We start from the raw sequence: 26,601 nt of genomic DNA, 5'->3' as shown, positions 1-26,601 counted from the left end.
CTGGCCAAGCCCTTCCTCTATCCGGGCTGTCGCAGCGGGATCTCATCGGCCTAGGGCGGCCGCGCGCCGCTGCACGCGCATGTCGCCGTCGCTTCGACGGCGCCACGCGGTGCCGCTCGACATCGCGCTTATGCTTGCTTTGCCACACTGTCGCGACTCCTCCCCCCTTCAAAGGAGCGCATCTTGAACCTGGACCTTGACTGGATCCCGTGGCGTGACTACACGCTGCCGATCGGCGCCGCGCTGGTGCTCGGCTTCCTCGCCTGGTGGCTGTTGCTGCGCATTGCCCAGCGCATGCGTGGGCGCGACTACCGGCGCGCGCGCATCATCGGCGTGGTCAGCGTGCCGATGGCGTTCCTGCTGCCGATGCTGATGCTCAGCTTCGCGCTGGAATCCACGCCGCTGGACGAGCGCGCGCTGACCGACCTGCAGCACCTGCTGCACATCGGCATGATCGGCTGCGTGACCTGGCTGCTGGTACGCGGCGTCGCCGCGCTGGAGCGGGCGATCCTGCGCAGCTATCCGATCGAGGTGGCCGACAACCTGACCGCGCGCCGGGTCCAGACCCAGACCCGGGTGCTGGCGCGCGTGGCGATGGGCACGATCGTCCTGCTCGGCACCTCGGTGGTGCTGCTGACCTTCCCGGCGGTGCGGCAGATCGGCACCACGCTGCTGGCCTCGGCCGGCATCATCGGCCTGGTTGCCGGCATCGCCGCCAAGCCGGTGTTCGGCAACCTGATCGCCGGCCTGCAGATCGCCTTGACCCAGCCGATCCGGCTCGACGACGTGGTCATCGTCGAAGGCGAGTGGGGCCGCATCGAGGAGATCGGCAGTTCCTATGTGGTGGTGCGCATCTGGGACAAGCGGCGCATGGTGGTGCCGTTGACCTGGTTCATCGAGAACCCCTTCCAGAACTGGACGCGCAGCAGCGCCGATCTGCTCGGCACCGCGTTCCTGTGGCTGGACTACCGCACGCCGATGGCGCAGGTGCGCGCCGAACTGGAGCGGATCTGCAGGAGCGAACCGCTGTGGGACGGGCAGGTCTGCGTGACCCAGGTCACCGAGACCAGCGAGAGCACGATCCAGGTGCGCCTGCTGGTCAGCGCGCGCAACTCCGGCGATGCGTTCGACCTGCGCTGCATCGTGCGCGAGCGGATGATCGACTTCCTGACCCGCGAGCATCCCTATGCCTTGCCGAAGCTGCGTGCCGAGATCTCCTCCGACAGCGCGCGCGCGCCGCGCCCGCCGTCCACGACCAGCGATTCGGCGGCGATGCGCTCGCCCGGCGCCGAGGATGGGGCACCGGCGGCGACAGCGGCGCCTGGTGTGGGCGAACCGAAGCCGGCGGCGTAGCCTGGTGTCGTGCTGCGCTGTCTTCGCGTTGCCGTGTTGGCCTGGGTCGATGCGCTAGCGGATGGCCCCAAAGGCATGTTTCTCGCGTCTGCCCGCAGGCAATGAAACAGGCCACCAACCCTGTAGGAGCGGCTTCAGCCGCGACCGTGGCTTTCCCGGTAACGCCTGGTCGCGGCTGAAGCCGCTCCTGCAAAGACGTTCTTCGCCTGCTGTCTGCTGCTGCGTTGCCGCCTTGGCACGCTGGCGGCAACATCCGCCTCATGGCGCATCCGTTGCCTGCGCGGATGGCAGCGTCGGCAGGAACGTCGGCGGCGTGCGTGCGCGGCTGCGCTGCTCGTAGGCGTAGCCCAGCTCGATCAGGCGCGGTTCGCTCCAGGCGCCGCCGATGAAGATCAATCCCAGCGGCAAGCCGTCGCTGGCGCCCATCGGCACGGTCAGGCTCGGATAACCGGCCACTGCCGCCGCGCCGTAGCTGGCGCCGGGGAAGTCGTCGCCATGGAGCGGATCGGTTTTCCAGGCGCGGCCGGTGGTCGGCGCGATCAGCGCGTCCAGCCGCTGCGCGCGCAGCGCCGCGTCGATGCCGTCCGGGCCGGCCAGGCGCCTGGCCTTGGCCCGTGCCGCCAGGTAGGCCGGGTCGTCGAGTCCGCCGGTGGCCTGCGCCCGTTCGAACAGGGCCTGGTCGAAATGCGCCAGTTCGCGCCCGGCATGCGCGCGGTTGAACGCGATCAGCTGCGCCAGGGTGCGCAGCGGCGCCTGGCGCGTGTCGAGGTAGCGCTCCAGCCCGGCCTTGAATTCGGTCAGCAGCACCGTCAGTTCGGCGTCGTCCCATTGCCCGGCGCTGGGGATGCGCGCGTCGACCACGACGGCACCGGCCGCGCGCAGCGTGGCCACCGCGCGCGCCTGCGCCGCGGCGATGTCCGCTGTCTGGGTCAGTGGCGAGGGCAACAGGCCGATGCGCGCGCCGCGCAGCGCGTCGCGGCGCAGGTGCGCGCTGTAGTCGTAGCCGGGCGCGCGTGGCGCCGCGGCGGTGGCCGGATCGGCCGCGTCGGCCGCGGCCAGCACGGTCAACAGCGCCGCGGCGTCGGCGACGCTGCGGGTCATCGGCCCGGCGGTGTCCTGGCTGGCGGAGATCGGGATGATGCCGTCGCGGCTGACCAGGCCCACGGTCGGCTTCAGCCCGACCAGGCCGTTCACCGCGGCCGGGCAGACGATGCTGCCGTCGGTCTCGGTGCCGATGCCGGCCGCGGCCAGGTTCGCCGACACCGCCACGCCGGTGCCGGCGCTGGAGCCGCAGGGATTGCGGTCGAGCACGTACGGGTTGCGGGTCTGCCCGCCGCGCGCGCTCCAGCCGGAGCTGGATGCGCTGGAGCGGAAGTTGGCCCATTCGCTGAGGTTGCTCTTGCCCAGGATCACCGCGCCGGCCTGGCGCAGGCGCTGCACCAGGAACGCGTCGTGCTGCGGGTGGAATCCGGCCAGCGCCAGCGAGCCGGCCGAGTTGGCCATCGGCCGCGCATCGATGTTGTCCTTCAGCACGATCGGGATGCCGTGCAGCGGGCCGCGCAGGTGGCCGGCGCTGCGTTCGGCGTCCAGCCGGCGCGCGTCGTCCAGGGCCTGCGGGTTGCGCTCGATGATCGCGTGCAGCGCCGGTCCGCGCCGGTCCAGCGCGTCGATGCGCCGCAGGTAGGCGGCGGTCAGGCCGGCGCTGTCGAGCGTGCCGCGCGCCATCTGCGCCTGCAGCGTGGCGATGTCGGCTTCGGCGTGGGCGAATGCGGCCGGCGCAGACGTTGGCGCGGTCGCGGCAGGGTCGGGCAGGGCGCCATGCCGGCAGCCGGCGAGGGCACCGCACAACAGCAGGGCGGGCAGCAGACGCATCGGCACGGTCCCGGAGAGATGTTCTCCAGGAGGCTACGCAGCGCTACGGGGATTGGCAAACCGCTGCGGATGCACGGCCTGCGCGATGCTCAGGCGGCAGGACGGCGCCGGCGCCGGATCAGGTCGCGGGCCAGGATGCCAACCACGGCGAGGTTGATCGCCAGCACCGCCCACGCGGCCCAGCCGGGATGGCGCACGATCGCGTAGATGTCGAACGGCAGGTAGATGGCCGCCGAGACGCAGCCCAGCATGGACGCCCAGGCCTTGGCGCGCCACAGGCCCCAGGCTTCGACGATATGCAGCACGCCGTAGGCGAGCATGCCGGCGGCGGCCAGGTGCACCGCGCCGGGATTGATCATGGTGAGCAGCGACGGCAGCGCGCCGTGCTCCGGGTCCAGGCTGAAGCGGACGATCAGCCGGCCCACCGCCGCGCGCAGCGGCAGCGGGCCCATCAGTTCCAGCCCCGTGGCCGCCAGCACCGCCAGCAGGCCCTTGCCGGCCTCCAGCAGTGCGATCAGGTGCAGGCCCGGATGCGCATGCGGATCCGGGTTGTACGCCTTCTTGCGGGCCACGGGAGGGCTGCGATCAGCCGCCGCGACCGGCGCGCTTGCGATCGCTTTCGGTCAGGAACTTCTTGCGCAGGCGGATTTCCTTCGGGGTGACTTCGACCAGCTCGTCGTCCTCGATGAAGTCCAGCGCCTGCTCCAGCGTGTACTTGATCGCCGGGGTCAGCTTGATCGCATCGTCCTTGCCCGAGGCGCGCATGTTGGTCAGCGGCTTGGTCTTGATCGCGTTGACGGTCAGATCGTTGTCCTTGGAGTGGATGCCGATCAGCTGGCCTTCGTACACGTTGTCGCCTTCGGCGGCGAACAGGCGGCCGCGCTCTTCCAGCGGCCCCAGCGCGTAGGCGGGGGTGGCGCCCGGCGCGTTGGCGATCATCACGCCGTTCTGGCGCTTGGCGATGGCGCCCTGCTCGCGCGGACCGTAGTGGTCGAACACGTGGAACAGCAGGCCCGAGCCCTGGGTCAGGGTGCGGAACTCGTTCTGGAAGCCGATCAGGCCACGCGCCGGGATCAGGTAGTCCAGGCGCACTCGGCCCTTGCCGTCCGGCTCCATGTTCTTCAGCTGGCCCTTGCGCACGCCCAGCTTCTCCATCACGCCGCCCTGGTGCTGTTCCTCGATGTCCACCACCAGCTGCTCGACCGGCTCCATCAGCTGCCCGTCGATCTCCTTGATGATCACTTCCGGGCGCGACACCGCCAGCTCGAAGCCTTCGCGGCGCATGTTCTCGATCAGCACCGACAGGTGCAGCTCGCCGCGGCCGGAGACCAGGAACTTGTCCGGGTCCGAGCCTTCCTCGACCTTCAGCGCGACGTTGTGCAACGTCTCGCGCTCCAGGCGCTCGCGGATCTGGCGGCTGGTGATGAACTTTCCGCCGCTGTGTTCCTTGTGGCCGGCGAACGGCGAGTTGTTGACCTGGAAGGTCATCGAGATGGTCGGCTCGTCCACGGTCAGCGCCGGCAGCGCTTCCGGGGCGTCCAGCGCGCAGACGGTGTCGGAGATGCTCAGCTCGGCGACGCCGGAGATGGCGATGATGTCGCCGGCCTCGGCCTCTTCGACTTCCACGCGCTCCAGGCCCATGAAGCCCAGCACCTGCAGCACCTTGCCCTGGCGCTTCTTGCCTTCGCGGTCGACGATGCTGACCGGCATGTTCTTGCGGATCTTGCCGCGCTGGATGCGGCCGATGCCGATCAGGCCGACGAAGTTGTTGTAGTCCAGCTGGCTGATGCGCATCTGGAACGGACCGTCCGGGTCCACCTGCGGCGGCGCCACGTGCTTCATGATCGCTTCGTACAGCGGGGTCATGTCGCCTTCCCGGGCGCTGTCGTCCAGGCTCGCGTAGCCGTGCAGCGCCGAGGCGTAGACGATCGGGAAGTCGAGCTGCTCGTTGGTCGCGCCGAGCTTGTCGAACAGGTCGAACACCTGGTCGATCACCCAGTCAGGACGCGCGCCGGGGCGGTCGATCTTGTTGACCACCACGATCGGCTTGAAGCCCATCGCGAAGGCCTTCTGGGTCACGAAGCGGGTCTGCGGCATCGGCCCGTCCATCGCGTCGACCAGGATCAGCACCGAGTCCACCATCGACAGCACGCGCTCCACTTCGCCGCCGAAGTCGGCGTGTCCGGGGGTGTCGACGATGTTGATGCGGTTGCCCTGCCAGGTGATGGCCGTGTTCTTGGCCAGGATCGTGATGCCACGTTCCTTTTCCTGATCGTTGCTGTCCATCACGCGCTCGGCCAGCACCGTGCGCTCGGAGAGGGTGCCGGACTGCTTCAGCAGGCAGTCGACGAGGGTGGTCTTGCCATGGTCGACGTGGGCGACGATGGCGATATTGCGAAGATTTTCGATGGACATGCGAAAGGGGGCCAACCGGCGCCAGAAAGGAAGGAGAGTAAGCCCCCTATTATACCTGTATCCCGGGGCGGCTGCCGGTTCAGGATTCCGCGGCCGCTGGCGGCGGCCGTTCAGTCCCGTACGCGGGGCCGGGAGCGGGCGAAACAGGCCGCCGTGTATCCTATGCGCCCCAAATGACGCCCCCGTTTCCAAGGAATCCCATGTCCCTGATCGCCCATTTCGACACCGCCCGCGGCCCGATCAAGATCGAGCTGTACCCCGACAAGGCGCCGCTGACCGTGGCCAACTTCGTGAACCTGGCCAAGCGCGGCTTCTACGACGGGCTGAACTTCCACCGCGTGATCGCCGACTTCATGATCCAGGGCGGCTGCCCGGAAGGCTCCGGCCGCGGCGGCCCGGGCTACCGTTTCGAGGACGAGACCGACAACGGCGTGCGCCACGAGCGCGGCGTGCTGTCGATGGCCAACGCCGGCCCCAGCACCAACGGCAGCCAGTTCTTCATCACCCACACCGCCACCCCGTGGCTGGACGGCAAGCACACCGTGTTCGGCAAGGTGATCGAGGGCCTGGACGTGGTCGACAGCGTCGCTCAGGGCGATGCGATCAACAAGATCACCATCGAAGGCGACGCCGATGCGGTGCTGGCCGCCAAGGCCGACCGCGTCGCCGAGTGGAACCGCCTGCTCAGCGCCTGAGTGCCGCCGCGACCGGCCGCGCAGGCCGGTCGCCGCTGGCCTGCGTGCTAACATTTCCCGGTTGACTGCCGCGCGCCCATTTCGATGACGATGCGTTCCCTTCTGTTGTGCATGCTGCTGCTCGGGATCGGCGGCGGCGTGCATGCGTTGTGGCGCAGCAGCCAGGCGTCGGCACCGCCCGCGCTGGCGGCCGGCGATCCGCGCCGGCTCACCGGCGAGGACGGCATCGTCATGCTGGCCGCCGACTGGTGCGGCTACTGCCGCCGGCAACAGGCCGATTTCGAACGTGCCCAGGTCCGCTACCGCGTGCTCGACGTGGAGCAGGAGGACGGCCGCCTGGCCGCCGCCGCGCTGGGCCGCGAAGGCGTGCCGGTCACCGTGATCGGCCAGCACGTGATCGACGGCTACGACACCGCCGCCCTGGACGCGCACCTGCAGCCGCTCGGCTACCGCGTCTACTGACCCCTTTATCCCTTTTTTAGCAGAGGAACCCCCCATGAAGACACCCGTACGTGTTGCTGTGACCGGCGCCGCCGGCCAGATCGGCTATGCCCTGCTGTTCCGTATCGCCTCCGGCGAGATGCTGGGCAAGGACCAGCCGGTGATCCTGCAGCTGCTCGAGCTGCCGATGGAGAAGGCCCAGGCCGCGCTGAAGGGCGTGATGATGGAGCTGGAAGACTGCGCGTTCCCGCTGCTGGCCGGCATGGTCGGCACCGACGACGCCGAAGTGGCGTTCAAGGACGCCGACATCGCCCTGCTGGTCGGCGCGCGTCCGCGCGGCCCGGGCATGGAGCGCAAGGACCTGCTGCTGGAGAACGCCAAGATCTTCACCGCGCAGGGCGCGGCGCTGAACAAGGTGGCCAGCCGCAACGTCAAGGTGCTGGTGGTCGGCAACCCGGCCAACACCAACGCCTACATCGCGATGAAGTCGGCGCCGGACCTGAACCCGAAGAACTTCACCGCGATGCTGCGCCTGGACCACAACCGCGCGCTGAGCCAGCTGGCGCTCAAGCTCGGCAAGCCGGTCGGCGGCATCGAGAAGCTGGTGGTGTGGGGCAACCACAGCCCGACCATGTACCCGGACTACCGCTTCGCCACCGCCGACGGCGCCTCCGTCGCCGATGCGATCAACGACCAGGAATGGAACGCCGGCAGTTTCATCCCGACCGTGGGCAAGCGCGGCGCGGCGATCATCGAAGCGCGCGGCCTGTCCTCCGCCGCCTCGGCCGCCAATGCCGCGATCGACCACGTGCGCGACTGGGTGCTGGGCAGCAACGGCAAGTGGGTGACCATGGGCGTGCCGTCCGACGGTTCCTACGGCATCCCGGAAGGGGTGATGTTCGGCTTCCCGGTGACCACCGCCAACGGCGAGTACACCCTGGTCAAGGACCTGCCGATCGACGACTTCAGCCGCAAGTACATCGACAAGACCCTGGCCGAGCTGGAAGAAGAGCGCAGCGGCGTGGCGCACCTGCTGGGTTGATCGTTCTCGCGGTCGCTTCACCGAACGCCGGGCTCTGCCCGGCGTTCTGCGTTTCGGGGATCCGAACCTGCGGGCCACCTTCCCCGACAAGGGGACCATGTTCCGACGGGAGAAGGAAAGGCAGCCGCGGCGCGCTCTAGCCCCTCTGCCCCCGGGAGAGGGGTTGGGGTGAGGGTCCGGCGCGAAGCGTCTCGCGGATTCAGGGCGCAGGGGCTTCGCGCCGTACCCGCATCCGCCCCTGCTGGACTCCCCGACCGGAAGCCAGGGTTCCAATCGGAAAAAGAAGGATCGGCTTCTGCGGCTTCTGCGGCTTCTGCGGCTGGTGCGGTGTGCTACGTTTTTGCAGCCATTCGCCAGGGGAACATCTGTGGACAAATCGTACCGATGGATCGGGATGCTGGCGCTCGCCAGCCTGTCGCCGCTCGCCGCCACGGCCGCCGAAGGCGGCTACCGGCAGCCGCCGGAGCCGTTGCTGGGGGTGATGCGCGCGCCGCTCAATCCGTCGCCGCGGCTGGACCCCACCGGCAAGACGCTGTTGCTGGTGCAACGCAACCAGTACCCGCCGATCGCGCGGGTGGCCGAGCCATATCTGAAGCTGGCCGGGGTGCGGGTGGAGCCGCGCAGCCACAGCCGCCACGACATGTCCAACGGCTACGGCATCCGTACCTGCCTGGACGGCTTCGCCCTGGTCGACGTGGCCAGCGGCAAGCAGACCGCGGTGACCCTGCCGGCCGGCGCCTGCCCGGCGCTGCCGGTGTGGTCGCCGGACGGGCGCCGCTTCGCCTTCAACAACACCGCCGCCGACCGCGTCGAGCTGTGGCTGGGCGATGTCGCCACCGGCAGCGTGCGCCGGATCGACGGTGTGCAGCTCAACCCGGTGCTGGGCGGCGAGATCCAGTGGCTGGGCGGCAGCGACACGCTGCTGCTCAAGGCCGTGCCGCAGGACCTGGGCGCCGCGCCGCGCAAGGCGGCGGTGCCGCCGGGGCCGGAGGTCAAGGAGACCGTCCAGGGCAAGGGCGAAAGCAGCACCTACGAGGCGCGCGACACGCTCTCAAGCCCCGAGGACGAGGCCCTGTTCACGTACTACGCCACCTCGCAGCTGCTCAAGGTCGATGCCGCCACCGGCACGCAGGGCAAGGTCGGCGCGCCGGCGGTCTACAGCGCGGTCGATGGCGCGCCCGACGGCCGCCACGTGCGCGTGGAGCGGCTCAAGCGGCCGTATTCCTACATCACCACCTACGCGCGGTTCGCCCACGACGTCGCGGTGCTGGACCTGGCCAGCGGCCGCGAGCGCGTGCTCGCCGACCTGCCGGTCGCCGACCGGGTGCCGGTGCACGGCGTGCCGACCGGCCCGCGCGCCTATTCCTGGCGCGCCAACCAGCCGGCCACGCTGGTCTGGGCCGAGGCGCTGGACGGCGGCGACTGGAAGGCCAACGTGCCGGCGCGTGACAAGCTGCTGACCCTGGCGGCGCCGTTCACCGCCAAGCCGCGCGAACTGGCGCGGGTGACCCAGCGCTACGCCGGGCTGTCCTGGTTCGCCGAGGGCGGCCGGACGCTGCTGGACGAATACGACGAGAACCGCCACTGGCGCCGCACCTCGTTGCTGGACGCCGACCGCCCCGGCACGGCCCGGGTGCTGTTCGACCTGTCCACCGACGACCTGTACGCCGATCCCGGCACGCCGGAACTGCGCGTGCTGGCCAACGGCGAAGCGGTGCTGCACGAGGACCGCGGCGCGCTGTTCCTGAGCGGGCAGGGCGCCACGCCCGCCGGCGACCGCGCCTTCCTCGACCGTTACGACCTGGCCAGCGGCAAGAGCGAACGCCTGTTCCGCAGCGAGGCCAGCGTCGACGAGGTATTCGCCGGGTTCGCCGGCGACGACACGACCCGGCTGCTGACCTGGCGGCAGTCGCCGGTCGACCCGCCGAACGTGTACCTGCGCACGCTGGGCCAGGCGCAGCCCGGCGCGGCCGCGGGCGAGGCGGGCTACGCGTCCAGCCTCGCGCCGGTCACCCGTTTCCCCGATCCGACGCCGCTGGTGCGGCAGATCAAGAAGCGGCTGGTGACCTACAAGCGCAAGGACGGGGTGGAACTGTCGTTCACCCTGTACACGCCGCCCGGCTACAAGGACGGCACGCGGGTGCCGGCGATCCTGTACGCGTATCCGCTCGACTACGCCGACCCGTCCAAGGCCGGCCAGGTCAGCGGCGCCAACGAGCGCGACTTCACCCGCCTGAGTTCCTACCAGCTGCTGCTGCTGGCCGGCTACGCGATCATCGACGACACCGCGTTCCCGATCGTGGGCGATCCCAAGACCGCCTACGACACCTACCTGCAGCAGCTGGTGGACAACGCCACCGCGGCGGTGGACAAGGCGGTGGAGCTGGGCGTGGTCGACCGCCAGCGGATCGGCGTCACCGGCCACAGCCACGGCGCGCTGATGGCGGCCAACCTGCTGGCGCATACCGACCTGTTCCGCGCCGGCGTGGCCACCAGCGGCAGCTACAACAAGACCCTGACCCCGTTCGGCTTCCAGAACGAGCGGCGTTCGTTCTGGGCCGCGCCGGAGGTCTACGCGCAGGCCTCGACGTTCTTCCATGCCGACAAGATCAACGAGCCGCTGCTGATCGTGCACGGCATGGACGACGCCAATCCCGGCACCGAGACCACCCAGGCGCCGCGCCTGTTCCAGGCGATCCGCGGCAACGGCGGCACCGCGCGGCTGGTGCTGCTGCCGTTCGAACCGCACTGGTACAGCGCGCGCGAGTCCAACGAGGACGTGGTGGCGGAAATGCTGGAGTGGTTCGACCGCTACGTGAAGAACGCCGCGCCGGCCGCGGCGGCGGCGAGCCCGCAGCAGCGGTAGCGCGCGACAGGGGCGCGGGCCGGCAACCCCGGCCAGCGCCACTTCGACCAAGGTCGAAGCACGCCTGCGCGGCGCAGGGACTATGCTCGGTGCGGGTGCATCACGCCTTGGGAGGGGCTGCATGGACTACGCGACGCTGTACCGGCGCTCGATCGAGCAGCCGGAGGAGTTCTGGGCGGAGCAGGCCAAGGCCATCCACTGGCAGCGGCCGCCGCAGACCATCCTGGAATACGACCGCCCGCCGTTCCGGCGCTGGTTCGGCGGCGGGCTGACCAACCTGTGCCACAACGCGGTCGACCGGCACCTGCCCGAGCGCGCCGCGCAACTGGCGCTGGTGGCGGTGTCCAGCGAGACCGGGCAGACCCGCGAATTCACCTATGCGCAGTTGCACGCCGAGGTCGTCGCCTTCGCCGCGGTGCTGCTGCGCCTGGACGTGCAGCGCGGCGACCGCGTGGTCATCTACATGCCGAACATGGCCGAGGCGGTGTTCGCGATGCTGGCCTGCGCGCGCATCGGCGCGGTGCACTCGGTCGTGTTCGGCGGCTTCGCCGCGCACAACCTGGCGCTGCGCATCGACGACGCGGCGCCGAAGCTGCTGATCGCCGCCGATGCCGGCAGCCGCGGCGGCAAGATCATTCCCTACAAGCCGCTGGTCGATGCCGCGTGCGCGGAAGCCAGCGCGCCGCCGCCGAAGGTGCTGATCGTCTCGCGCGGGCTGGATCCGGCGCAGCCGCGCGTCGCCGGGCGCGACGTCGACTACGCCGATCTGCGTGCGCAGGTCGGCGACGCGCAGGTGCCGGTGGCCTGGCTGGAATCCAACGAACCCAGCTACCTGCTGTACACCTCCGGCACCACCGGCAAGCCCAAGGGCGTGCAGCGCGACGTCGGCGGCTACGCGGTGGCGCTGGCGCTGTCGATGCGCACGGTGTTCGATTGCGCGCCCGGGCAGGCGATGTTCTCCACCTCCGACGTCGGCTGGGCGGTCGGCCATTCGTACAACGTGTACGGCCCGCTGATCGCCGGCTGCACTTCGCTGCTGTACGAAGGGTTGCCGGTGCATCCGGATCCGGGCGTGTGGTGGGCGCTGTGCGAGAAATACCGGGTGCGCACGATGTTCTCCTCGCCGACCGCGATCCGCGTGCTGAAGAAGCATCCGCTGCACCACATCCGCGACCGCGACCTGCGCGCGCTGCAGTACCTGTTCCTGGCCGGCGAGCCGCTGGACGAACCGACCGCGCTGTGGATCGGCGAGGCGCTGGGCAAGCCGGTCATCGACAACTACTGGCAGACCGAGACCGGCTGGCCGGCGCTGACCTTGCTGCCGGGCGTGGAGATGCGGCCGGTCAAACCGGGGTCGCCGGGCTTTCCCAACCTCGGCTACAGGATGAAGATCGTCGATCCGCAGGGCGCCGAGGTGCCGGCCGGGCGCAAGGGCGTGCTGGTGATCGAGCCGCCGTTGCCGCCGGGCTGCATGACCACGGTATGGAACGACGACGCGCGCTTTCTGCGCAGCTACTTCAGCCATTTCGAGGAACTGCTGTACAGCTCGCTGGACTGGGCGATCCGCGACGACGACGGCTACACCTTCATCCTCGGCCGCACCGACGACGTGATCAACGTCGCCGGCCATCGCCTGGGCACGCGCGAGATCGAAGAAGCCATCGCCGGGCATCCGGACGTGGCCGAGGTCGCGGTGATCGGCATGCACGACGAACTGAAGGGGCAGGTGCCGGTGGTGTTCGCCACGCTCAAGCAGGCAGCCTCCGCAAGCGACGACATCGCCGAGCAGTTGCGGCACTGCGTGGTCGAGCGGCTCGGCGCGGTGGCGCGGCCGGCACAGGTGTACCTGGTGCAGGCGCTGCCGAAGACGCGCTCGGGCAAGCTGCTGCGGCGCTCGCTGCAGGCGCTGGCCGAGCAGCGCGATCCGGGCGACCTGTCGACGCTGGACGATCCGGGCGCGCTCGACGAGATTCGCCGGGTGTTGGGGCATTGAGGCAGCGCTGCGCGCCTGCATCGCGCAGCAACCGCGCCGGCTGTCGCTGACGCGCAACCAGGGGAGGCGGGGGATGAGCGAGAGCGGATGGTATGCCAAGACCGAGGCGGGACGGCAGGAGATCGCGGATCGCGCGCGCCGCCTGCCGGCGCAACTGCGCTCGATCCTGCTGGTGGTGGACGGGCAAAAGGACGACGACACGCTGCAGCAGATCGTCGCCGGCGTGCATGCGCCCGCCGATGCATTGGCGCAGTTGCAGCAGATGGGCCTGATCCGCCGTGGCGGCGATGCGCCGTTGCCGCCCGTAACTGCACCTGTCGCGCCATCTGCATCCGCGTCCGCATCGAACGCGCCGCCACCGGCATCGGCGGCGGCGGTGGCCGGTGCCCTCCACGCACTGGCCGATCCCAGCGCTGCACCGGTGTCGCGCGAAGCGGCGCAGCGCTATTCGCGCCTCTACGACGCGATGAGCGAAGCGGTGCGCCAGTACCTGGGCTTGAAGGGCTATTTCATGCAGCTGAAGATCGAGCGCTGCAGCGATGCCGCCGCGCTCGAGGCGCTGCTGCCGGAACTGACCGCCGCACTCGGCAAGGCCAAGAGCCCGGCGTTGGCTGCGCGCTGGTTGCAGGACACGCTCGGCGACGATCCGCAGTAGCCGCGATCGAGCGCCAATGCCGCGCAGGCAGATGTCAGCGTGCCGCGGTCGCCATGCTGCCGTTGCAGGAGCGGCTTCAGCCGCGACAGGCGCTGCCGGAAACATCCTGTCGCGGCTGAAGCCGCTCCTGCAGGTTTCGCTGCATGCAGACGGCCAAGAGAAATCGTTCTGGTTGCGCGGACCCGGCCAGGCATTTGGCATGCGGCGCTGCCTGTACCCGCGGATATCACGCCACGTGGAAGCAGTGCGGAGTCCAGGCCGTGGCAGCCGGGATGTTTGTGGGAGCGACTTCAGTCGCGACGGGCATTACCGATAACGCCGTCGCGACTGGAGTCGCTCCCACACCTTGCCATCATCCGATGCGGAAACTCTCTGGCAACCGCTCTTGCACGCAGCGCATGACGCTGCATGCTGCCGTTGTCCGGGCTCAGCCCAGGCCTTCGGCATGCAGCGCCGCCTGCACCTGCGGATCGGCCATCATGCGTTCGAAGAAACGCTGCAGGTTAGCGCCGAGTTCGATCTTCAGCGCGCGCGCCCAGCGCAGCGTGACGAACAGATAGGCATCGGCGATCGAACGCTGCGCGCCGGCGAGCCACGGCTGCGTTGCCAGCTGCGCGTCCACGCGCGCATACAGCGTGCGCAGGCGCTCGCGCGCATGCTCCTGGGTGCGCGCGATCACCACCGCGTCGTCCAGGTAGCGGGTGCTGCCGAACAAGGGATGGAAGGCGGGATGCAGGTCGGCGTTGAGGAAGGCCAGCCAGCGCTGCACTTCGGCGCGGCCGCGCGCGCTGCCATCGCCGGCCAACTGCGCGTCGGGGGCGAGATCGGCGATGTAGTTGAGGATCGCCGAGTTCTGGGTCAGTACCCAGTCGTCCATCTGCAGCGCCGGCACCGCGCCGGCCGGGTTGAGGGCCAGATACTCGGGCGCCTTCATCGCGGCGGCGTCGAGCAGTTCCAGTTCGAACGGCAATCCCGCCCAGCGCAACGCGATGTGGTCGGCCAGCGAACAGGCGCCGGGCTTGGAATAGAGTTTCATGCAGGCTCCGCACGTGAGAGGTGCAAGAGCGTACCCGCAGCGCCATGCTTTGGCGATGCGGTGGCGGACCGCTCAGGACGCGTTGCGCGGCCGCAGCTTCTGCACGCGGTAGAACGTGTGGTCGCCGATCGTCGCCACCTGGTAGGCGTTGCGCCAGCTCGGACTGGCGATGGCATGCGCGGCGAAGTGGCTGGCGCCGGGCACGATCTCCTTGCGCTGGCCCTGCGGCAGCGCCCAGTTGCGCTCGGCGGCGAAGGCGACGTTGACCGCATCGGCCCAGGCGTCGTCGTTCTTCAGTTCGGTGCCCGGTTTCACCAGCCCGGGCGCGAACTGCTTGCGCGCGGTGACCACCTGGCACATCGAGTTGCCCCACAGGCCGCTGTCCAGGCGCCGCAGCGCCACTTCGGCGACCGCCTGCTGGCCGCGCAACGTCTGGTCGCGCGCTTCCAGGTACACGGTGGTGCTCAAGCACAGCGAATCGGCGGCAGGTTGCGGCAACAGTTGCGACAGCCAGAGAATCCAGGCCAGTTTCATATAACTCCTTGCTCCGTATGGGCCGTCATCGGGGCTGCGCCGGGTGGCGCGGCAAGGCGATGCGGCTTGGCGTCATGGGGAGGCGGCCTGTCACGGGCCGCCCGGGTGCCGGCGCAATGTGGAGGCCGGCGGATCCGCCAAGATGGGCAGATCGGAAGTGGCGCGCACAATAGGCGCCGCTTCCCCAATCGCAACTGAACCCCTGGCATTGACAGCGTTCACGCTTGCCGTGGTGCGGTGCAGCGCGCGCCGAGGGCGCATCTGCTTCGTCGATGCGCGAACGGCGCGCATCACATCCGCATCGCGCCACGCCGCATACGCTCGCGCGCGATTGGTTTCCACGCGTACGCGATGACGACGGCACCGAAGAATCGCGCAGGCGGCAGCGATGCGCGGATCGACCATCGCGACCGCGTTGTACTCGCATTGTCGTGGCGAACGCCGCATGCGGATGCGCGAACGCGAATGGTCCGGCTCCTACAAGGCGTTGCGTCGGCGCGCAGCGACTGCGCGTGGAGGAATCCAAGCCGTATCGCCAAGCTGCACGGCGCGCGCATCGCGTCGTGTGCGGTGTCGCGTGTCGAAGCCGCACTGCGCGTGCACGTGCCGTTGCAGCACTGATCGCGCTTTGTCCGCTGGCGGCGGGGAACGCCATGCCTGTCACGGCGGCGCCAGCGCAAAGTCCGAACGCCGCGGTCTATGACCTCTCCGGGGAGCGCCTGCTGCAACTGCTGAAGGGAGATCCGCAGGCCGTTGCCGGGTTGGAACCGCAGCGCGCCGAACGCCGTCGCCAGCAGGCCAGCGCAGCGGCGCAGCATTACATCGCAGGCGTCGCCGATGGCGCCGAGGGCACGCAATGGTGCGCCGGCGGCACGCGCGTGTTGCGGCACGAACTGGCCGATCGCGTGTGCACCGCGCTCGACGCATTGCCGCCGGCACAGCTGCAACAGCGCGCTTCGCTGCTGGTGATCCAGGCGTTGCGCGCGTCCTTCCCCTGCGCCAGGTAAGCGCGTGCCGCGGTAGCGCGGCGCGCGCGCCTAGAGCTGCGCCGCCAGGCGGCTGCCCTGGGCAATCGCGCGCTTGGCGTCCAGTTCCGCGGCGACGTCGGCACCGCCGATCAGGTGCACCGTGCGGCCGGCCGCCTGCAACGCATCGTGCAGATCGCGGCGCGGTTCCTGGCCGGCGCAGACCACCACTGTGCCGACCGGCAACAGTTGTTCGGCGCCGTCCACGCGAATGCGCAGGCCGGCATCGTCCATGCCCAGGTACTCGACCCCGCCGAGCATGGTCACGCCCTTGGCCTTGAGCGTGGCGCGATGGATCCAGCCGGTGGTCTTGCCCAGGCGTGCACCGGGACGGCCGGCGCTGCGCTGCAGCAGCCACACCGTGCGCGCCGGCGGCTCCGGCCGCGGCTTGCGTAGCGCGCCGCGTGCCTCGAACTGCGGATCCACGCCCCATTCGGCCATCCAGCGCGCCGGGTCCAGGGCGGTGGACGCGCCGGCATGCACCAGGAATTCGCCCACGTCGAAACCGATGCCGCCGGCGCCGATGATCGCGACCTTGTCCGCGGCCTGCACCCGGCCCTGCAGCACGTCGAGATAGCTGACCACGTTGGGATGGTCGGCGCCCGGGAAATCGACCGCGCGCGGCACGATGCCGGTGGCCAGCACCACCTCGTCGAAGCCGGCCAGCAGCGCCGCGTCGGCGGTGGTGTGCAGGCGTACGTCCACGCCGGTGGCGTCGAGCTGGTGACGGAAATAGCGCAGCGTCTCGTGGAATTCCTCCTTGCCGGGAATGCGCTTGGCCACGTTGAACTGGCCGCCGATCTCCGCGGCGCTGTCGAACAGGGTCACGCGGTGGCCGCGCTCGGCGGCCACCGTCGCGCAGGCCAGTCCGGCCGGGCCGGCGCCGACCACGGCGATGCGCTTGGGCGCGGCGGTGGGCAGGTAGTTCAGTTCGGTCTCGGCCGCCGCGCGCGGATTGACCAGGCAACTTGCGGTCTTGTTCTCGAACACGTGGTCCAGGCACGCCTGGTTGCAGGCGATGCAGGTGTTGATCGCCTGCGCCTGGCCGCGCCGCGCCTTGTTCGGCCATTGCGGATCGGCCAGCAGCGGCCGCGCCAGCGACACCATGTCGGCGCCGCCATCGGCGAGGATGCGTTCGGCCACGTCGGGCATGTTGATGCGGTTGGTGGCGATCAGCGGCACCCGCACGTGCGGCTTGAGCTTGGCGGTGACGCCGGCGAAGGCGGCGCGCGGCACCGAGGTGGCGATGGTCGGCACGCGCGCCTCGTGCCAGCCGATGCCGGAGTTGATCAGCGTCGCGCCGGCGGCCTCGATCGCCTGCGCCTGCGCCACGATCTCCTGCCAGTCGCTGCCGTCCTCGACCAGGTCCACCAGCGACAGCCGGTAGACGATGATGAAGTCCGGTCCGCACGCCTCGCGGATGCGGCGCACGATCTCCACCGCGAAGCGCATGCGCCTGCGCGCGTCGCCGCCCCAGGCGTCGTCGCGGCGGTTGCTGCGCGGGGCCACGAACTCGTTGATCAGATAGCCTTCCGAGCCCATCACCTCCACGCCGTCGTAGCCGGCCTCGCGCGCCAGCTGCGCGGCCCGCGCGTAGGCGCCGATCTGGCGCTCGACCCCGCGCGCGGACAGCGCGCGCGGCGTGAATGGATTGATCGGCGCCTTCAGCTTCGACGGCGCCACCGACAACGGGTGGTAGGCATAGCGTCCGGCATGCAGCAGCTGCAGGCAGATCTTGGCGCCGTGCGCATGCACCGCGCGGGTCACCTGCCGGTGCGGGCGCACTTCCCATGGCCAGGACAGCTTGCCGCCGAACGGCTTCAGCCAGCCGACCACATTCGGCGCGAAGCCGCCGGTGACGATCAGCCCGGCGCCGCCGGCGGCGCGCTCGGCGAAATACGCGGCCAGCTTGGGGAAGTCGCGCGCGCGATCCTCCAGGCCGGTATGCATCGAGCCCATCAGCACCCGGTTGCGCAGTTGGGTGAAGCCCAGGTCGAGCGGGGCGAACAGGTGCGGATAGGCGGCGGAGGACGGGTCGGGCTGGCCGGAGGCGGGCGACATGGCTTGGATACGCTAGCGTACGGAAGCGCGCAGGGTGCCGCGAAACCCGGGCCACGGCAAGAGGCGCGCGCCTGGCCCGGCGCCGGCGCGCCGGTGCAGCCGCGTGCAGGGTGGGCGCCACGCAGCACGACGGCGATCCCAAAAGCGGGTTTTGCCCGGCCGCGCCGGAGGGGGAACCCGCCGCCATTCGTCATCGTCGGTGGCCCGGGCATCCCGCATCGGGCCGGACCGTCGCCAACCCGTCCCCTAAAAGGAGTTTCCCATGCGCCATCCGATCCGAAACATGGTCTTTGCGTTGTTCATGGCCGCCGCCGCGGTCGTGCCTTCCCAGGCCTTCGCACAGTCGTGTACCACGGCGACCGCCTATTACGGCGAATTGCTGCAGACCGCCGACCTGGACGGCAACGGCACCCTGGACGCGGTCTGCAACGGCTACAGCGAAATCAATGTCGTCAGCGGCAGCGCCGCCACCCGCTATCCGCTGAGCAACACGCCCTGGACGCTGGCCTCGGTCGTCGACGTGGACGGATCGCCCGGGGCGGAGGTGGTGCTCAAGCAGGGCAACCAGCTCACGCTCGTCAAGCATTACGCGCGTACCACGGCCGCCATCTACATCGGCACCACCGCCTGGGACATCGGCGCATTCACCGACGTGGATGCCATTGCCGGCAACGAGATCGCGATCACCACGCCGACCCTGCTGCGCATCGTCTACCCGAGAACCGGCAGCATCACCGATCACTACATCGGCACCGCCTCCCACGTCGCCGCCGGCGCCATCGCCGACATGGACGGCCTGCCCGGCAACGAAATTCCGCTGGAGGCCGGCAGCAACCTGGTGGTCTACGGCCGCAATACGGGGTTGCGCACGAACTGGGTCACCAGCGGCACCAACTGGAAGATCTGCGCCGACATCGCCAACTGCGCCAGCGACATGAATGGCGTTGCCGGCGCCGAGCTGCTGCTCGCGCTACCCAGCGAAGTGAAGGTCTACTCGCTGAAGTCGGGCGCGCTGAACAGCTACTGGATCGGCAGCCAGTACGCGACCCTGGACAACGGCGTACGCGACCTCGATGGCTTGGCCGGCAACGACGTCGCGATGGCGCAGGGCGGTGGCAGCGGCAACCTGCTGATCCTGCGCCCGGCCGTCGGCACCTTGCAGACCATCAACGGCGCCGGCAGCTTCGGCAGCACGTGGACGCTGGTCGGCTACGCCAATCTCGACGGCGTGGCCGGGGATGAAATCCGCATCCGCTCCAACACCAACAACCGCGTCTACCGCGTGTATCCGCGCTCGGGCACCGTGTCGGTCGAATAAGCGCCGACCCGGCGCGGCCGCTGTCCGCGGCCGCGCCTCCGGGCAGCGACGGCGCGCGGACCAATGCCGCGATGCCGGTCGCTGCGGCTTCGCCCTGAGGCCGGTATTGATCCTGCGCGATTTTCTTGCCGTACGGCCGGCGTGGCAGTCATGCCGCCGCCGGCCGTCGCCGCGACGCTCAGCCCCAGCCGACCAGTGCCAGCTTGCCGATGGTGCTGCCCGATTCCAGCCGCCGGTGCGCGTCGCGCAGGTTTGCCGCGTCGATCGGCGCCAGCGTCTCGGTCAGCGTGGTGCGCAGTTCGCCGGCATCGACCAGGCTGGCGGTGCGCGCCAGGATCCGGTGCTGCTCGATCATGTCGGCGGTCTTGAAGCGCGCCCGCGCGAACATCATTTCCCAGTGGATGCCGATGCACTTGGCCTTGTACGGATCGCCGATGTGCAGCGCGCCGGCCGGTTCCACGATCAGCCCGACATGGCCTTGCGGCGCCACCAGTTCGCCGAGCGCCTCCCAGTAGCGGTCGGTGTCGGCCAGGTTCAACGCCGCGTCCACCTGGTCGATGCCCAATGCCTGCAGCTGCGGCGCCAGCGGCTGGCGGTGGTCGATCACGTGCCGCGCGCCCAGCTGCAGGCACCAGTCGCGGGTCTGCTGGCGCGAGGCGGTGGCGATGACCTCGAAGCCGGCGTGCCGCGCCAGCTGGATCGCGATCGAGCCGACCCCGCCGGCGCCGCCGATCACCAGCAGGCGGCGGCCGCGGTTGCGCTCGTCGTCGAAGTCGAACGGCATGCGCTGGAACAGCAGCTCCCATGCGGTCAGCGTGGTCAGCGGCAGCGCCGCGGCCTGGGCGAAATCCAGCGTCGCCGGCTTGCGCGCGACGATGCGCGCATCCACCAGCTGGTATTGCGCGTTGCTGCCGGCACGGGTGATGTCGCCGGCGTAGTACACCTCGTCGCCCGGCGCGAAGCCCTCGACGTCGGCGCCGACCGCCTCGACCACGCCGGCGGCGTCGTAGCCCAGCACCTTGGGCTGCGCTTCCACCTGCGGCTTGGGCGCGCGCACCTTGGTGTCGACCGGATTGACCGACACCGCCTCGACCCGCACCAGCAGGTCGAAACCGGTGGGCGCGGGCGGCCTGGGCAGGTCCGCATCGAACAGCGACTGCGGATCGTCGATCGGCAGGTAACGGGTGAGGGCGACGGCTTTCATGGTGTCTCCAGGCGTGGGGAAGTCGGTGATGGGCATGCGCTGCGCGGCCGGCTCACACCGGCCGCGGATTGCGTTCGGCGAAGCCGCGCTGGTGCCAGTACGGGTACGCCGGCACCGCCGCGCTGGCCGCGTCCAGCCGCTGCATCTGCGCGGCGTCGAGGTTCCAGCCGACCGCGCCCAGGTTCTGCCGCAGCTGCTCCTCGTTGCGCGCGCCGATGATGACGCTGCTCACCGTGGGCCGCTGCAGCAGCCAGTTCAGCGCGATCTGCGGCACGCTCTTGCCGGTCTCGGCGGCGATCGCGTCCAGCGCGTCGACCACCCGGTACAGGCGCTCGTCCTCGACCGGCGGGCCGGCCTCGGTGACCTTGCTGTTGTGCAGGCGGCTGCTGTCCGGCAGCGGCTGGCCGCGGCGGATCTTGCCGGTCAGCCGGCCCCAGCCCAGCGGGCTCCACACCACCGCGCCGACGCCCTGGTCCAGGCCCAGCGGCATCAGCTCCTCTTCGTAGTCGCGGCCGATCAGCGAGTAGTAGGCCTGATTGGCGACGTAGCGCGACCAGCCATAGCGGTCGGACACCGCCAGCGACTTCATCAGGTGCCAGCCGGAGAAGTTGGATACGCCCAGGTAGCGGAGCTTGCCGGCGCGGACCAGGTCGTCGAGCGTGGACAGGGTTTCCTCCACCGGCGTCTTGGCGTCGAAGCCGTGCAGCTGGAACAGGTCGATGTAGTCGGTGCCCAGGCGCTTGAGCGCCGCCTCGACCGCGCGCACCAGATGGAAGCGCGAGGAACCGACGCTGTTCGGGTCGTCGCGGTCGAAGCGGAACGTGGCCTTGGTCGAGATCAGCACCTGGTCGCGGCGGCCCTTGATCGCCGCGCCCAGCACCGACTCGGCGGCGCCGCCGGAATAGATGTCGGCGCTGTCGAACAGGTTGACGCCGGCTTCCAGACAGATGTCGATCAGGCGCCGCGCCTGGTCCACGTCCGAGTTGCCCCAGGAGGCGAAGAAATCGTCCGAGCCGGCGAAGGTGCCGGTGCCGAAGCTGAGCACGGGGACCTTGAAGCCGGAGGCGCCGAGATGACGGTATTCCATGGTGAGACTCCTTGATGCGGGGAAACGGTGGGGATGCGGAATCAGCGTGGCGAAGCGGACGCGGCGGGCGTGGCGGCCGGATCGCCGAGCACGCGCGCGGCGGCTTCGGCCATGGCGGCGTAGCCGGCGTCGCCGGGGTGCAGGTGATCGCCGGAATCGAACGCGGGCAGCATGCGGGTGGGGTGTGCGGGGTCGCGGAGCAGGGCGTCGAAATCGATGATCGCATCGAAACCGTTGCCATTTCGTATCCACGCATTGACCTGCTGGCGCACGCGTTCCTTGTCGGCGCTGTAGTAGCCGGCGATCGGCGTGTCCGGCAACGCGCCCTCGAACGGGGTCAGCGTGGCGCCGATCACGCGCAGGCCGCGCGCCTGCGCGCGCTGCAGCAACTGGCGGTAGCCGGCGATCAGCTCCTGCGCGGAGACGGGCGCATCGTCCGGCGCGAACGGCGTGGCGTACCAGCTGATGTCGTTGATGCCGATCAGCAGCACCAATGTGCGTACGCCCGGTTGCGCCAGCACGTCGCGGTCCAGCCGCGCCAGCGCGTTGCTGCCCATGCGGTCGCGCAGCACGCGGCCGCCGGAGATGCCGGCGTTGAGCACCGCCACGCGCTGGCCTGCCAGCCGCGTGGCGAGGTGGTCCGGCCAGCGCTGGTCGCGGCCCGCGGTGGAGGCGGCGCCATCGGTGATCGAATCGCCCAGCGCCACCACCGCGCCGGCGGCATCGGCGCGGCGCACCTGGATGCCGCTGACGAACAGGCGTACCGGCAGCGCGGCGGCGTCGCCCAGGGCGGCGTCCGCGGTGCGCTCGCCCGGCGCCAGCCAGGCGCTTTGCAGGCCTTCCCAATGGAAGGTGGACGGTGCGGTCGGCTGCGGCAGGTACAGGCTGACGCTGAGCCGGGCCAGGTCCGGCACGCGCAGCGCGACCGGATCGCTGAGCACCGGCGCGCCGGCCGGAATGGTCACCGCGCGCTGCCCGCCGAACCGCAGCTCGCGGTCCGAGCCGGGCACGGTCGCCGCGCCGTCGCCGGCCAGCGCCAGGCGTGCGGCGCCGATGTGCAGCGGTTCGCGTCCATAGGCGTTGGACAGCTCCACGCGCACTTCGTCGCCGCCCAGGCTGATCCGCGCCACCTGGCGCACGGTCTGCCGCCACAGGTTGAACGGGGTCTGGGTCGGAAACGGGAAGTCCGCCGCCCACAGCGGCTGCGGGCTGGCCTGCCAGGTCGCGATCCAGTCGCGCTCGGCGGCGCCCGCCGGCAACGCGAGCGCGCCCAGCAGGGTCGTGGCCAGCGCGGCCCGGCGCAGCTGGCCGTTCATGCCGCACCGCCCGCGGCGCATGCCGCCACCGCTGCAGGTTCCGGCGCAGGCGCGGGCGACAGGCGCAGCGCCAGCAAGGCCACCGCCAGGCCGGCCGCGGTGACCAGCGCCGCCGCCCACGGCAATTGCGCCAGGGTGCCGCCGTGGCCAATCACCAGCCCGCCGAGGCCGGCGCCCAGCGCATTGCCCAGGTTGAACGCGCCGATGTTCAGGCTCGACGCCAGGTGCCGGCCGGCATCGCCGGCCTTGCCCAGCACCCACAGCTGCAGCGGCGCCACCGTGGCGAACGCGGCCACCCCGAGCAGGCCGACCAGCAGCACCATCGCCGGCGCCGAGCGCAGCGCGAAGGCCAATGCCGCCAGCACCATCGCCAGCAGCCCGAGGGTCAGCGGCAGCGCCTGCCGCGGATGGCGGTCGGCCAGGCGCCCGCCGAGCAGGTTGCCGGCGATCATGCCGACCCCGAACACCAGCAGCAGCGGCGAGACCGCGCCCTCGCCCAGGCCGGTGACCCGGGTCAGGATCGGTTGGATGTAGGTGTAGACGGTGAACACGCCGGCATAGCCGAGCACCGTCGTCGCCAGCCCGAGCAGCACCGGCGCGCGGCCGACCGCGCGCAGTTCCGCGCGCAGCGGCGTGGCGGGCGCGGCGTCGCCGCTGGCCGGCACCAGCGCGGCGATCACCACGGTGGCCAGCAGGCCGATCGCGGCCACCGCCCAGAACGTCGCGCGCCAGCCGAACTGCAGGCCCAGCCAGGCGCCGGCCGGCACCCCGAGCAGGGTGGCGACGGTCAGCCCGGTGAACATGGTCGCGATCGCCGAGGCCTTGCGCTGCGGTGCCACCAGGCCGGTGGCGACCACCGCGCCGACGCCGAAGAAGGTGCCGTGCGCCAGCGAAGTGACCACCCGCGCCGCCATCAGCGTGGCGTAGTCCGGCGCCAGCGCGCAGGCCAGGTTGCCGGCGGTGAACACCAGCATCAGCGCCACCAGCACCCGCTTGCGCGGCCAGCGCCGGCTGGCCACGGTCAGCAGCGGCGCGCCGACGAACACGCCCAGCGCGTAGCCGGAAATCAGCAGCCCGGCGGCCGGCACGCTGACCTGCAGGTCGGCCGCGACCTGCAGCAGCAGGCCCATGATCACGAACTCGGTGGTGCCGATGCCGAACGCGCCGGCGGTCAGCGCGAACAGGGCCAGCGGCCGCCGCGGCGGCGGCGCGGCGGCGGGCGAAAGCGCGGGGGAGGGGGACATGGCGGAGACCGGAAGGCGGGAGGAGCACAGCCTAGGTCCGCGCTTTATCAGCAGAAACTGGCAATATGTTGAGTGACTTTCAACGGAATCGATAAAGTGGACCGGATCGGCGACATCGCCCTGTTCCTGCGCGTGCTCGACCTGGGCTCGATCAGCGCCGCCGCGCGCAGCCTGGACCTGTCGGTGGCGGTCGCCAGCCAGCGCCTGAAGCGGCTGGAGCGCGACCTCGGCGTGCGCCTGCTGCACCGGACCACGCGGCGCCTGCATCCCACGCCCGAAGGACTGCAGCTGGCCGAGCAGGGGCGCGCGCTGGTCGAGGACCTGGAGTCGCTGGCCGGCGGCCTGCGCGCCGCCGGCCACGCCGCCGCCGGCACCTTGCGGGTGACGATGTCGGCCTCGTTCGGGCGCCAGTACGTGTCGCCGCTGCTGCCGCAGTTCATGGCCCTGCACCCGCAGGTGCGGCTGAGCGTGCACCTGAGCGACAACGTGGTCGACCTAGTCAGCGAAGGCTTCGACCTGGCGATCCGGATCGGCGCGCTGCGCGATTCCAGCCTGGTGGCGCGGCGCCTGGCCGGCAACCGCCGCCTGCTGTGCGCGTCTCCCGACTACCTGCGCCGCCACGGCGAACCGGCGACCGCGGCGGACCTGGCCACGCACGCCTGCCTGCTGCTGACCGGCGCCGAGGGCCGCCAGGACACCTGGCGCCTGCACGGCGCCGAGGGCGAGGTGGCGGTCCGGGTGCGCGGTCCGCTGGAGTCCAACTTCGGCGAGGTGCTGCGCGATGCGGCGCTGAACGGCCAGGGCATCGCCCTGCACTCGGTGTGGCACGTGGCCGAGGACCTGCGCCGCGGGCGCCTGCGCCAGGTGCTGCCGCAGTACGCGATCGCCGAGACCGGCATCTACGCGGTGATGCCGCAGCGCCGGCTGGTGCCGCCGCGGGTGCGCGCCTTCGTCGAGTTCATGCAGGTTCAGCTGGCCGACCCGCCGCCCTGGGAGCGCCCGGGCTGAGATACCGGAACGACACGCCGGCGTACTGTCTACAGGCGCAGACAGCCGCCGAAGCACCGCATTGCATCATTTCATGAAGCTGTATACGGTGTATCCACGGCCGCTGAGGGTCTGGTCATGGGTTTCACATGTTACGCGCCTGTTAACGCCGTCTTCACCATGCCGAGCATAATGTGCGCGGCGATGGCGTGCGGAAACGGCCGTCTGGATGTGACGAGACATCTGTAACTGAACCATGCCCTATCGGTTTCTATATCCCCGAAACAAGGAGCTGTATTAATGAACAAGAAAATTCTCACCGCCGCGTTGCTGGGCGGTCTGGCCGTCGCCCAGGCAGCGTCCGCACAGGAATTCGACGACCGCTGGTACCTGACCGGTTCGGCTGGTTTCAACTTCCAGAACAATGATCGCGGCACCAACGATGCCCCGTTCGTCACCCTGGGCCTGGGCAAGTTCGTCAGCCCCAACTGGTCGATCGACGGTGAGCTGAACTATCAGAACCCGAACTTCGACGACAACCAGGACCTGAACTGGAGCCAGTACGGCATCTCGTTCGACCTGCGTCGCCACTTCATCCAGGAAGGCCGCGGCTGGAACCCGTACCTGCTGTTCGGCCTGGGCTACCAGCGCTCGGAAGAAGAGTTCGACACCGGCGCCGCCGTGTCCCCGGGCCAGCGCAAGGACGGCAACTTCGCCGCCAAGGCCGGCGTCGGCCTGCAGACCACCTTCGACAAGCGCGTTGCCGTGCGTGCCGAAGTGGCCTACCGCGCTGACTTCGACGACCAGAGCATCAACCCGGCCCTGGCCGGCGAAGACAAGGACTGGTTCGGCGACGTGCTGGCCTCGGTCGGCGTCGTGATCCCGCTCGGCCCGCCGCCGTCGGCTCCGGTTGCCGCTCCGGCTCCGACCGCTGCCCCGAGCTGCGCGGACATGGATGACGACGGCGACGGCGTCAACAACTGCGACGACAAGTGCCCGGCTTCGCAGCCTGGCCAGACCATCGGTCCGGACGGTTGCCCGGTGCCGGTGTCGATCGACCTGAAGGGCGTGAACTTCGACTTCAACAAGTCGACCCTGCGTCCGGACGCGATCGCGATCCTGAGCGAGGCCACCGAGATCCTGAAGCGTTACCCCGACCTGAAGGTCGAGGTCGCCGGTCACACCGACTCGAAGGGTACCGACGCCTACAACCAGAAGCTGTCGGAGCGTCGCGCGACTGCGGTGTACGACTACCTGACCAAGAACGGCGTGGACGCTTCGCGTCTGGTCGGTCCGATCGGCTACGGCGAGAGCCGCCCGATCGCGCCGAACACCAACCCGGATGGTTCGGACAATCCGGAAGGCCGTGCGAAGAACCGTCGTACCGAGCTGAACGTCCAGAACTGATCGGACGCTTCATGTCTCAAGCAAAGCCCGGCCTCGCGCCGGGCTTTGCC

General features: G+C 70.2%; 21 protein-coding genes. 11 read left to right on the top strand and 10 right to left on the bottom strand.

Going from position 1 to position 26,601, the window contains the following annotated elements; genetic code table 11:
* Nucleotides 1–189: 189 nt before the first annotated feature.
* Complete coding sequence (locus OCJ37_RS15870; protein ID WP_263113708.1) at nucleotides 190–1,353, top strand: mechanosensitive ion channel family protein; 1,164 nt, start codon at nucleotides 190–192, stop codon at nucleotides 1,351–1,353.
* A gap of 258 nt (nucleotides 1,354–1,611) precedes the next feature.
* Here OCJ37_RS15870 and OCJ37_RS15865 read toward each other — a convergent pair whose 3' ends face one another.
* The 3 genes from OCJ37_RS15865 to typA all read right to left on the bottom strand — a co-directional run bounded on the left by OCJ37_RS15865 (nucleotide 1,612) and on the right by typA (nucleotide 5,640).
* Nucleotides 1,612–3,225, bottom strand: coding sequence for an amidase (locus OCJ37_RS15865; protein ID WP_263110686.1), 1,614 nt, complete (start codon nucleotides 3,223–3,225; stop codon nucleotides 1,612–1,614).
* An 89-nt stretch (nucleotides 3,226–3,314) separates the two neighbouring features.
* Nucleotides 3,315–3,797 carry a DUF2127 domain-containing protein gene (locus OCJ37_RS15860; RefSeq protein WP_263110685.1) on the bottom strand — a complete coding sequence of 161 codons (483 nt, stop codon included), beginning with the start codon at nucleotides 3,795–3,797 and terminating at the stop codon, nucleotides 3,315–3,317.
* A gap of 13 nt (nucleotides 3,798–3,810) precedes the next feature.
* Nucleotides 3,811–5,640 carry a translational GTPase TypA gene (typA, locus tag OCJ37_RS15855; protein WP_263110684.1) on the bottom strand — a complete coding sequence of 610 codons (1,830 nt, stop codon included), beginning with the start codon at nucleotides 5,638–5,640 and terminating at the stop codon, nucleotides 3,811–3,813.
* A gap of 200 nt (nucleotides 5,641–5,840) precedes the next feature.
* On the opposite strand from typA, the gene OCJ37_RS15850 reads away from it, so the two are divergent.
* From OCJ37_RS15850 to OCJ37_RS15825, 6 genes are all read left to right on the top strand, one after another.
* Complete coding sequence (locus OCJ37_RS15850) at nucleotides 5,841–6,335, top strand: peptidylprolyl isomerase (protein WP_263110683.1); 495 nt, start codon at nucleotides 5,841–5,843, stop codon at nucleotides 6,333–6,335.
* A 90-nt stretch (nucleotides 6,336–6,425) separates the two neighbouring features.
* Entirely contained in the window at nucleotides 6,426–6,797 is a 372-nt protein-coding gene (locus OCJ37_RS15845; RefSeq protein WP_263110682.1) for a glutaredoxin family protein, read from the top strand.
* Nucleotides 6,798–6,831: 34 nt separating this feature from the next.
* The gene (locus OCJ37_RS15840) at nucleotides 6,832–7,818 is read left to right on the top strand and encodes a malate dehydrogenase (protein WP_263110681.1); all 987 of its coding nucleotides are present in this window, start codon (nucleotides 6,832–6,834) and stop codon (nucleotides 7,816–7,818) included.
* Nucleotides 7,819–8,185: 367 nt separating this feature from the next.
* Nucleotides 8,186–10,684, top strand: coding sequence for a S9 family peptidase (locus tag OCJ37_RS15835; protein WP_263110680.1), 2,499 nt, complete (start codon nucleotides 8,186–8,188; stop codon nucleotides 10,682–10,684).
* Nucleotides 10,685–10,805: 121 nt separating this feature from the next.
* On the top strand, nucleotides 10,806–12,677 hold the full coding sequence (gene prpE / locus OCJ37_RS15830) for a propionate--CoA ligase (protein ID WP_263110679.1): 1,872 nt from the start codon (nucleotides 10,806–10,808) through the stop codon (nucleotides 12,675–12,677).
* A 73-nt stretch (nucleotides 12,678–12,750) separates the two neighbouring features.
* A complete protein-coding gene (locus OCJ37_RS15825; RefSeq protein WP_263110678.1) occupies nucleotides 12,751–13,332 on the top strand; it encodes a hypothetical protein in 582 nt (193 codons plus the stop codon).
* 427 nt (nucleotides 13,333–13,759) lie between these two features.
* Here the strand turns inward: OCJ37_RS15825 and OCJ37_RS15820 are convergent, their stop codons facing one another.
* Nucleotides 13,760–14,368: a glutathione binding-like protein gene (locus OCJ37_RS15820; protein ID WP_263110677.1), complete on the bottom strand. Its 609-nt coding sequence runs from the start codon at nucleotides 14,366–14,368 to the stop codon at nucleotides 13,760–13,762.
* A 72-nt stretch (nucleotides 14,369–14,440) separates the two neighbouring features.
* Complete coding sequence (locus tag OCJ37_RS15815) at nucleotides 14,441–14,902, bottom strand: cell wall hydrolase (RefSeq protein ID WP_145701667.1); 462 nt, start codon at nucleotides 14,900–14,902, stop codon at nucleotides 14,441–14,443.
* 512 nt (nucleotides 14,903–15,414) lie between these two features.
* Here OCJ37_RS15815 and OCJ37_RS15810 point away from each other — a divergent pair.
* Entirely contained in the window at nucleotides 15,415–15,909 is a 495-nt protein-coding gene (locus OCJ37_RS15810) for a Rap1a/Tai family immunity protein (protein WP_263110675.1), read from the top strand.
* Nucleotides 15,910–15,939: 30 nt separating this feature from the next.
* Here OCJ37_RS15810 and OCJ37_RS15805 read toward each other — a convergent pair whose 3' ends face one another.
* A complete protein-coding gene (locus OCJ37_RS15805) occupies nucleotides 15,940–17,988 on the bottom strand; it encodes an NADPH-dependent 2,4-dienoyl-CoA reductase (RefSeq protein ID WP_263110674.1) in 2,049 nt (682 codons plus the stop codon).
* A 283-nt stretch (nucleotides 17,989–18,271) separates the two neighbouring features.
* On the opposite strand from OCJ37_RS15805, the gene OCJ37_RS15800 reads away from it, so the two are divergent.
* Nucleotides 18,272–19,306, top strand: a complete 1,035-nt coding sequence (locus OCJ37_RS15800; protein WP_263110673.1) for a PA5033 family protein — start codon at nucleotides 18,272–18,274, stop codon at nucleotides 19,304–19,306.
* Between the two features lie 178 nt (nucleotides 19,307–19,484).
* On the opposite strand, the gene OCJ37_RS15795 is transcribed toward OCJ37_RS15800, so the two are convergent.
* The 4 genes from OCJ37_RS15795 to OCJ37_RS15780 are packed head-to-tail and all read right to left on the bottom strand — an operon-like array spanning nucleotide 19,485 to nucleotide 24,157.
* Nucleotides 19,485–20,510, bottom strand: coding sequence for a zinc-binding alcohol dehydrogenase family protein (locus OCJ37_RS15795; RefSeq protein WP_263110672.1), 1,026 nt, complete (start codon nucleotides 20,508–20,510; stop codon nucleotides 19,485–19,487).
* Between the two features lie 52 nt (nucleotides 20,511–20,562).
* On the bottom strand, nucleotides 20,563–21,597 hold the full coding sequence (locus tag OCJ37_RS15790) for an aldo/keto reductase (protein ID WP_263110671.1): 1,035 nt from the start codon (nucleotides 21,595–21,597) through the stop codon (nucleotides 20,563–20,565).
* A gap of 41 nt (nucleotides 21,598–21,638) precedes the next feature.
* Nucleotides 21,639–22,913, bottom strand: a complete 1,275-nt coding sequence (locus tag OCJ37_RS15785; RefSeq protein ID WP_263110670.1) for an SGNH/GDSL hydrolase family protein — start codon at nucleotides 22,911–22,913, stop codon at nucleotides 21,639–21,641.
* Nucleotides 22,910–24,157, bottom strand: coding sequence for an MFS transporter (locus OCJ37_RS15780; RefSeq protein WP_263110669.1), 1,248 nt, complete (start codon nucleotides 24,155–24,157; stop codon nucleotides 22,910–22,912). Before OCJ37_RS15780 ends, OCJ37_RS15785 begins: the two co-directional genes overlap by 4 nt.
* 96 nt (nucleotides 24,158–24,253) lie before the next feature.
* On the opposite strand from OCJ37_RS15780, the gene OCJ37_RS15775 reads away from it, so the two are divergent.
* Both OCJ37_RS15775 and OCJ37_RS15770 read left to right on the top strand, forming a co-directional pair.
* Entirely contained in the window at nucleotides 24,254–25,165 is a 912-nt protein-coding gene (locus OCJ37_RS15775) for a LysR family transcriptional regulator (protein WP_263113707.1), read from the top strand.
* Nucleotides 25,166–25,444: 279 nt separating this feature from the next.
* A complete protein-coding gene (locus OCJ37_RS15770) occupies nucleotides 25,445–26,551 on the top strand; it encodes an OmpA family protein (protein WP_263110668.1) in 1,107 nt (368 codons plus the stop codon).
* The last annotated feature ends 50 nt before the right edge of the window (nucleotides 26,552–26,601 follow it).

It is taken from the genome of Xanthomonas sp. AM6, assembly GCF_025665335.1.
In the GTDB taxonomy this organism is placed as follows: domain Bacteria; phylum Pseudomonadota; class Gammaproteobacteria; order Xanthomonadales; family Xanthomonadaceae; genus Xanthomonas_A.
This window is presented reverse-complemented; position numbering and strand designations above follow the sequence as displayed.

Bases quoted from the DNA above. Each gene is read 5' to 3' on its own strand.
- prpE (WP_263110679.1), top strand. From the start codon at position 10,806: ATGGACTACGCGACGCTGTACCGGCGCTCGATCGAGCAGCCGGAGGAG.
- OCJ37_RS15815 (WP_145701667.1), bottom strand. From the start codon at position 14,902: ATGAAACTGGCCTGGATTCTCTGGCTGTCGCAACTGTTGCCGCAACCT.
- typA (WP_263110684.1), bottom strand. From the start codon at position 5,640: ATGTCCATCGAAAATCTTCGCAATATCGCCATCGTCGCCCACGTCGAC.
- OCJ37_RS15865 (WP_263110686.1), bottom strand. From the start codon at position 3,225: ATGCGTCTGCTGCCCGCCCTGCTGTTGTGCGGTGCCCTCGCCGGCTGC.
- OCJ37_RS15790 (WP_263110671.1), bottom strand. From the start codon at position 21,597: ATGGAATACCGTCATCTCGGCGCCTCCGGCTTCAAGGTCCCCGTGCTC.
- OCJ37_RS15800 (WP_263110673.1), top strand. From the start codon at position 18,272: ATGGTCTTTGCGTTGTTCATGGCCGCCGCCGCGGTCGTGCCTTCCCAG.
- OCJ37_RS15825 (WP_263110678.1), top strand. From the start codon at position 12,751: ATGAGCGAGAGCGGATGGTATGCCAAGACCGAGGCGGGACGGCAGGAG.
- OCJ37_RS15785 (WP_263110670.1), bottom strand. From the start codon at position 22,913: ATGAACGGCCAGCTGCGCCGGGCCGCGCTGGCCACGACCCTGCTGGGC.
- OCJ37_RS15840 (WP_263110681.1), top strand. From the start codon at position 6,832: ATGAAGACACCCGTACGTGTTGCTGTGACCGGCGCCGCCGGCCAGATC.
- OCJ37_RS15805 (WP_263110674.1), bottom strand. From the start codon at position 17,988: ATGTCGCCCGCCTCCGGCCAGCCCGACCCGTCCTCCGCCGCCTATCCG.
- OCJ37_RS15820 (WP_263110677.1), bottom strand. From the start codon at position 14,368: ATGAAACTCTATTCCAAGCCCGGCGCCTGTTCGCTGGCCGACCACATC.
- OCJ37_RS15845 (WP_263110682.1), top strand. From the start codon at position 6,426: ATGCGTTCCCTTCTGTTGTGCATGCTGCTGCTCGGGATCGGCGGCGGC.
- OCJ37_RS15770 (WP_263110668.1), top strand. From the start codon at position 25,445: ATGAACAAGAAAATTCTCACCGCCGCGTTGCTGGGCGGTCTGGCCGTC.
- OCJ37_RS15795 (WP_263110672.1), bottom strand. From the start codon at position 20,510: ATGAAAGCCGTCGCCCTCACCCGTTACCTGCCGATCGACGATCCGCAG.
- OCJ37_RS15850 (WP_263110683.1), top strand. From the start codon at position 5,841: ATGTCCCTGATCGCCCATTTCGACACCGCCCGCGGCCCGATCAAGATC.
- OCJ37_RS15780 (WP_263110669.1), bottom strand. From the start codon at position 24,157: ATGTCCCCCTCCCCCGCGCTTTCGCCCGCCGCCGCGCCGCCGCCGCGG.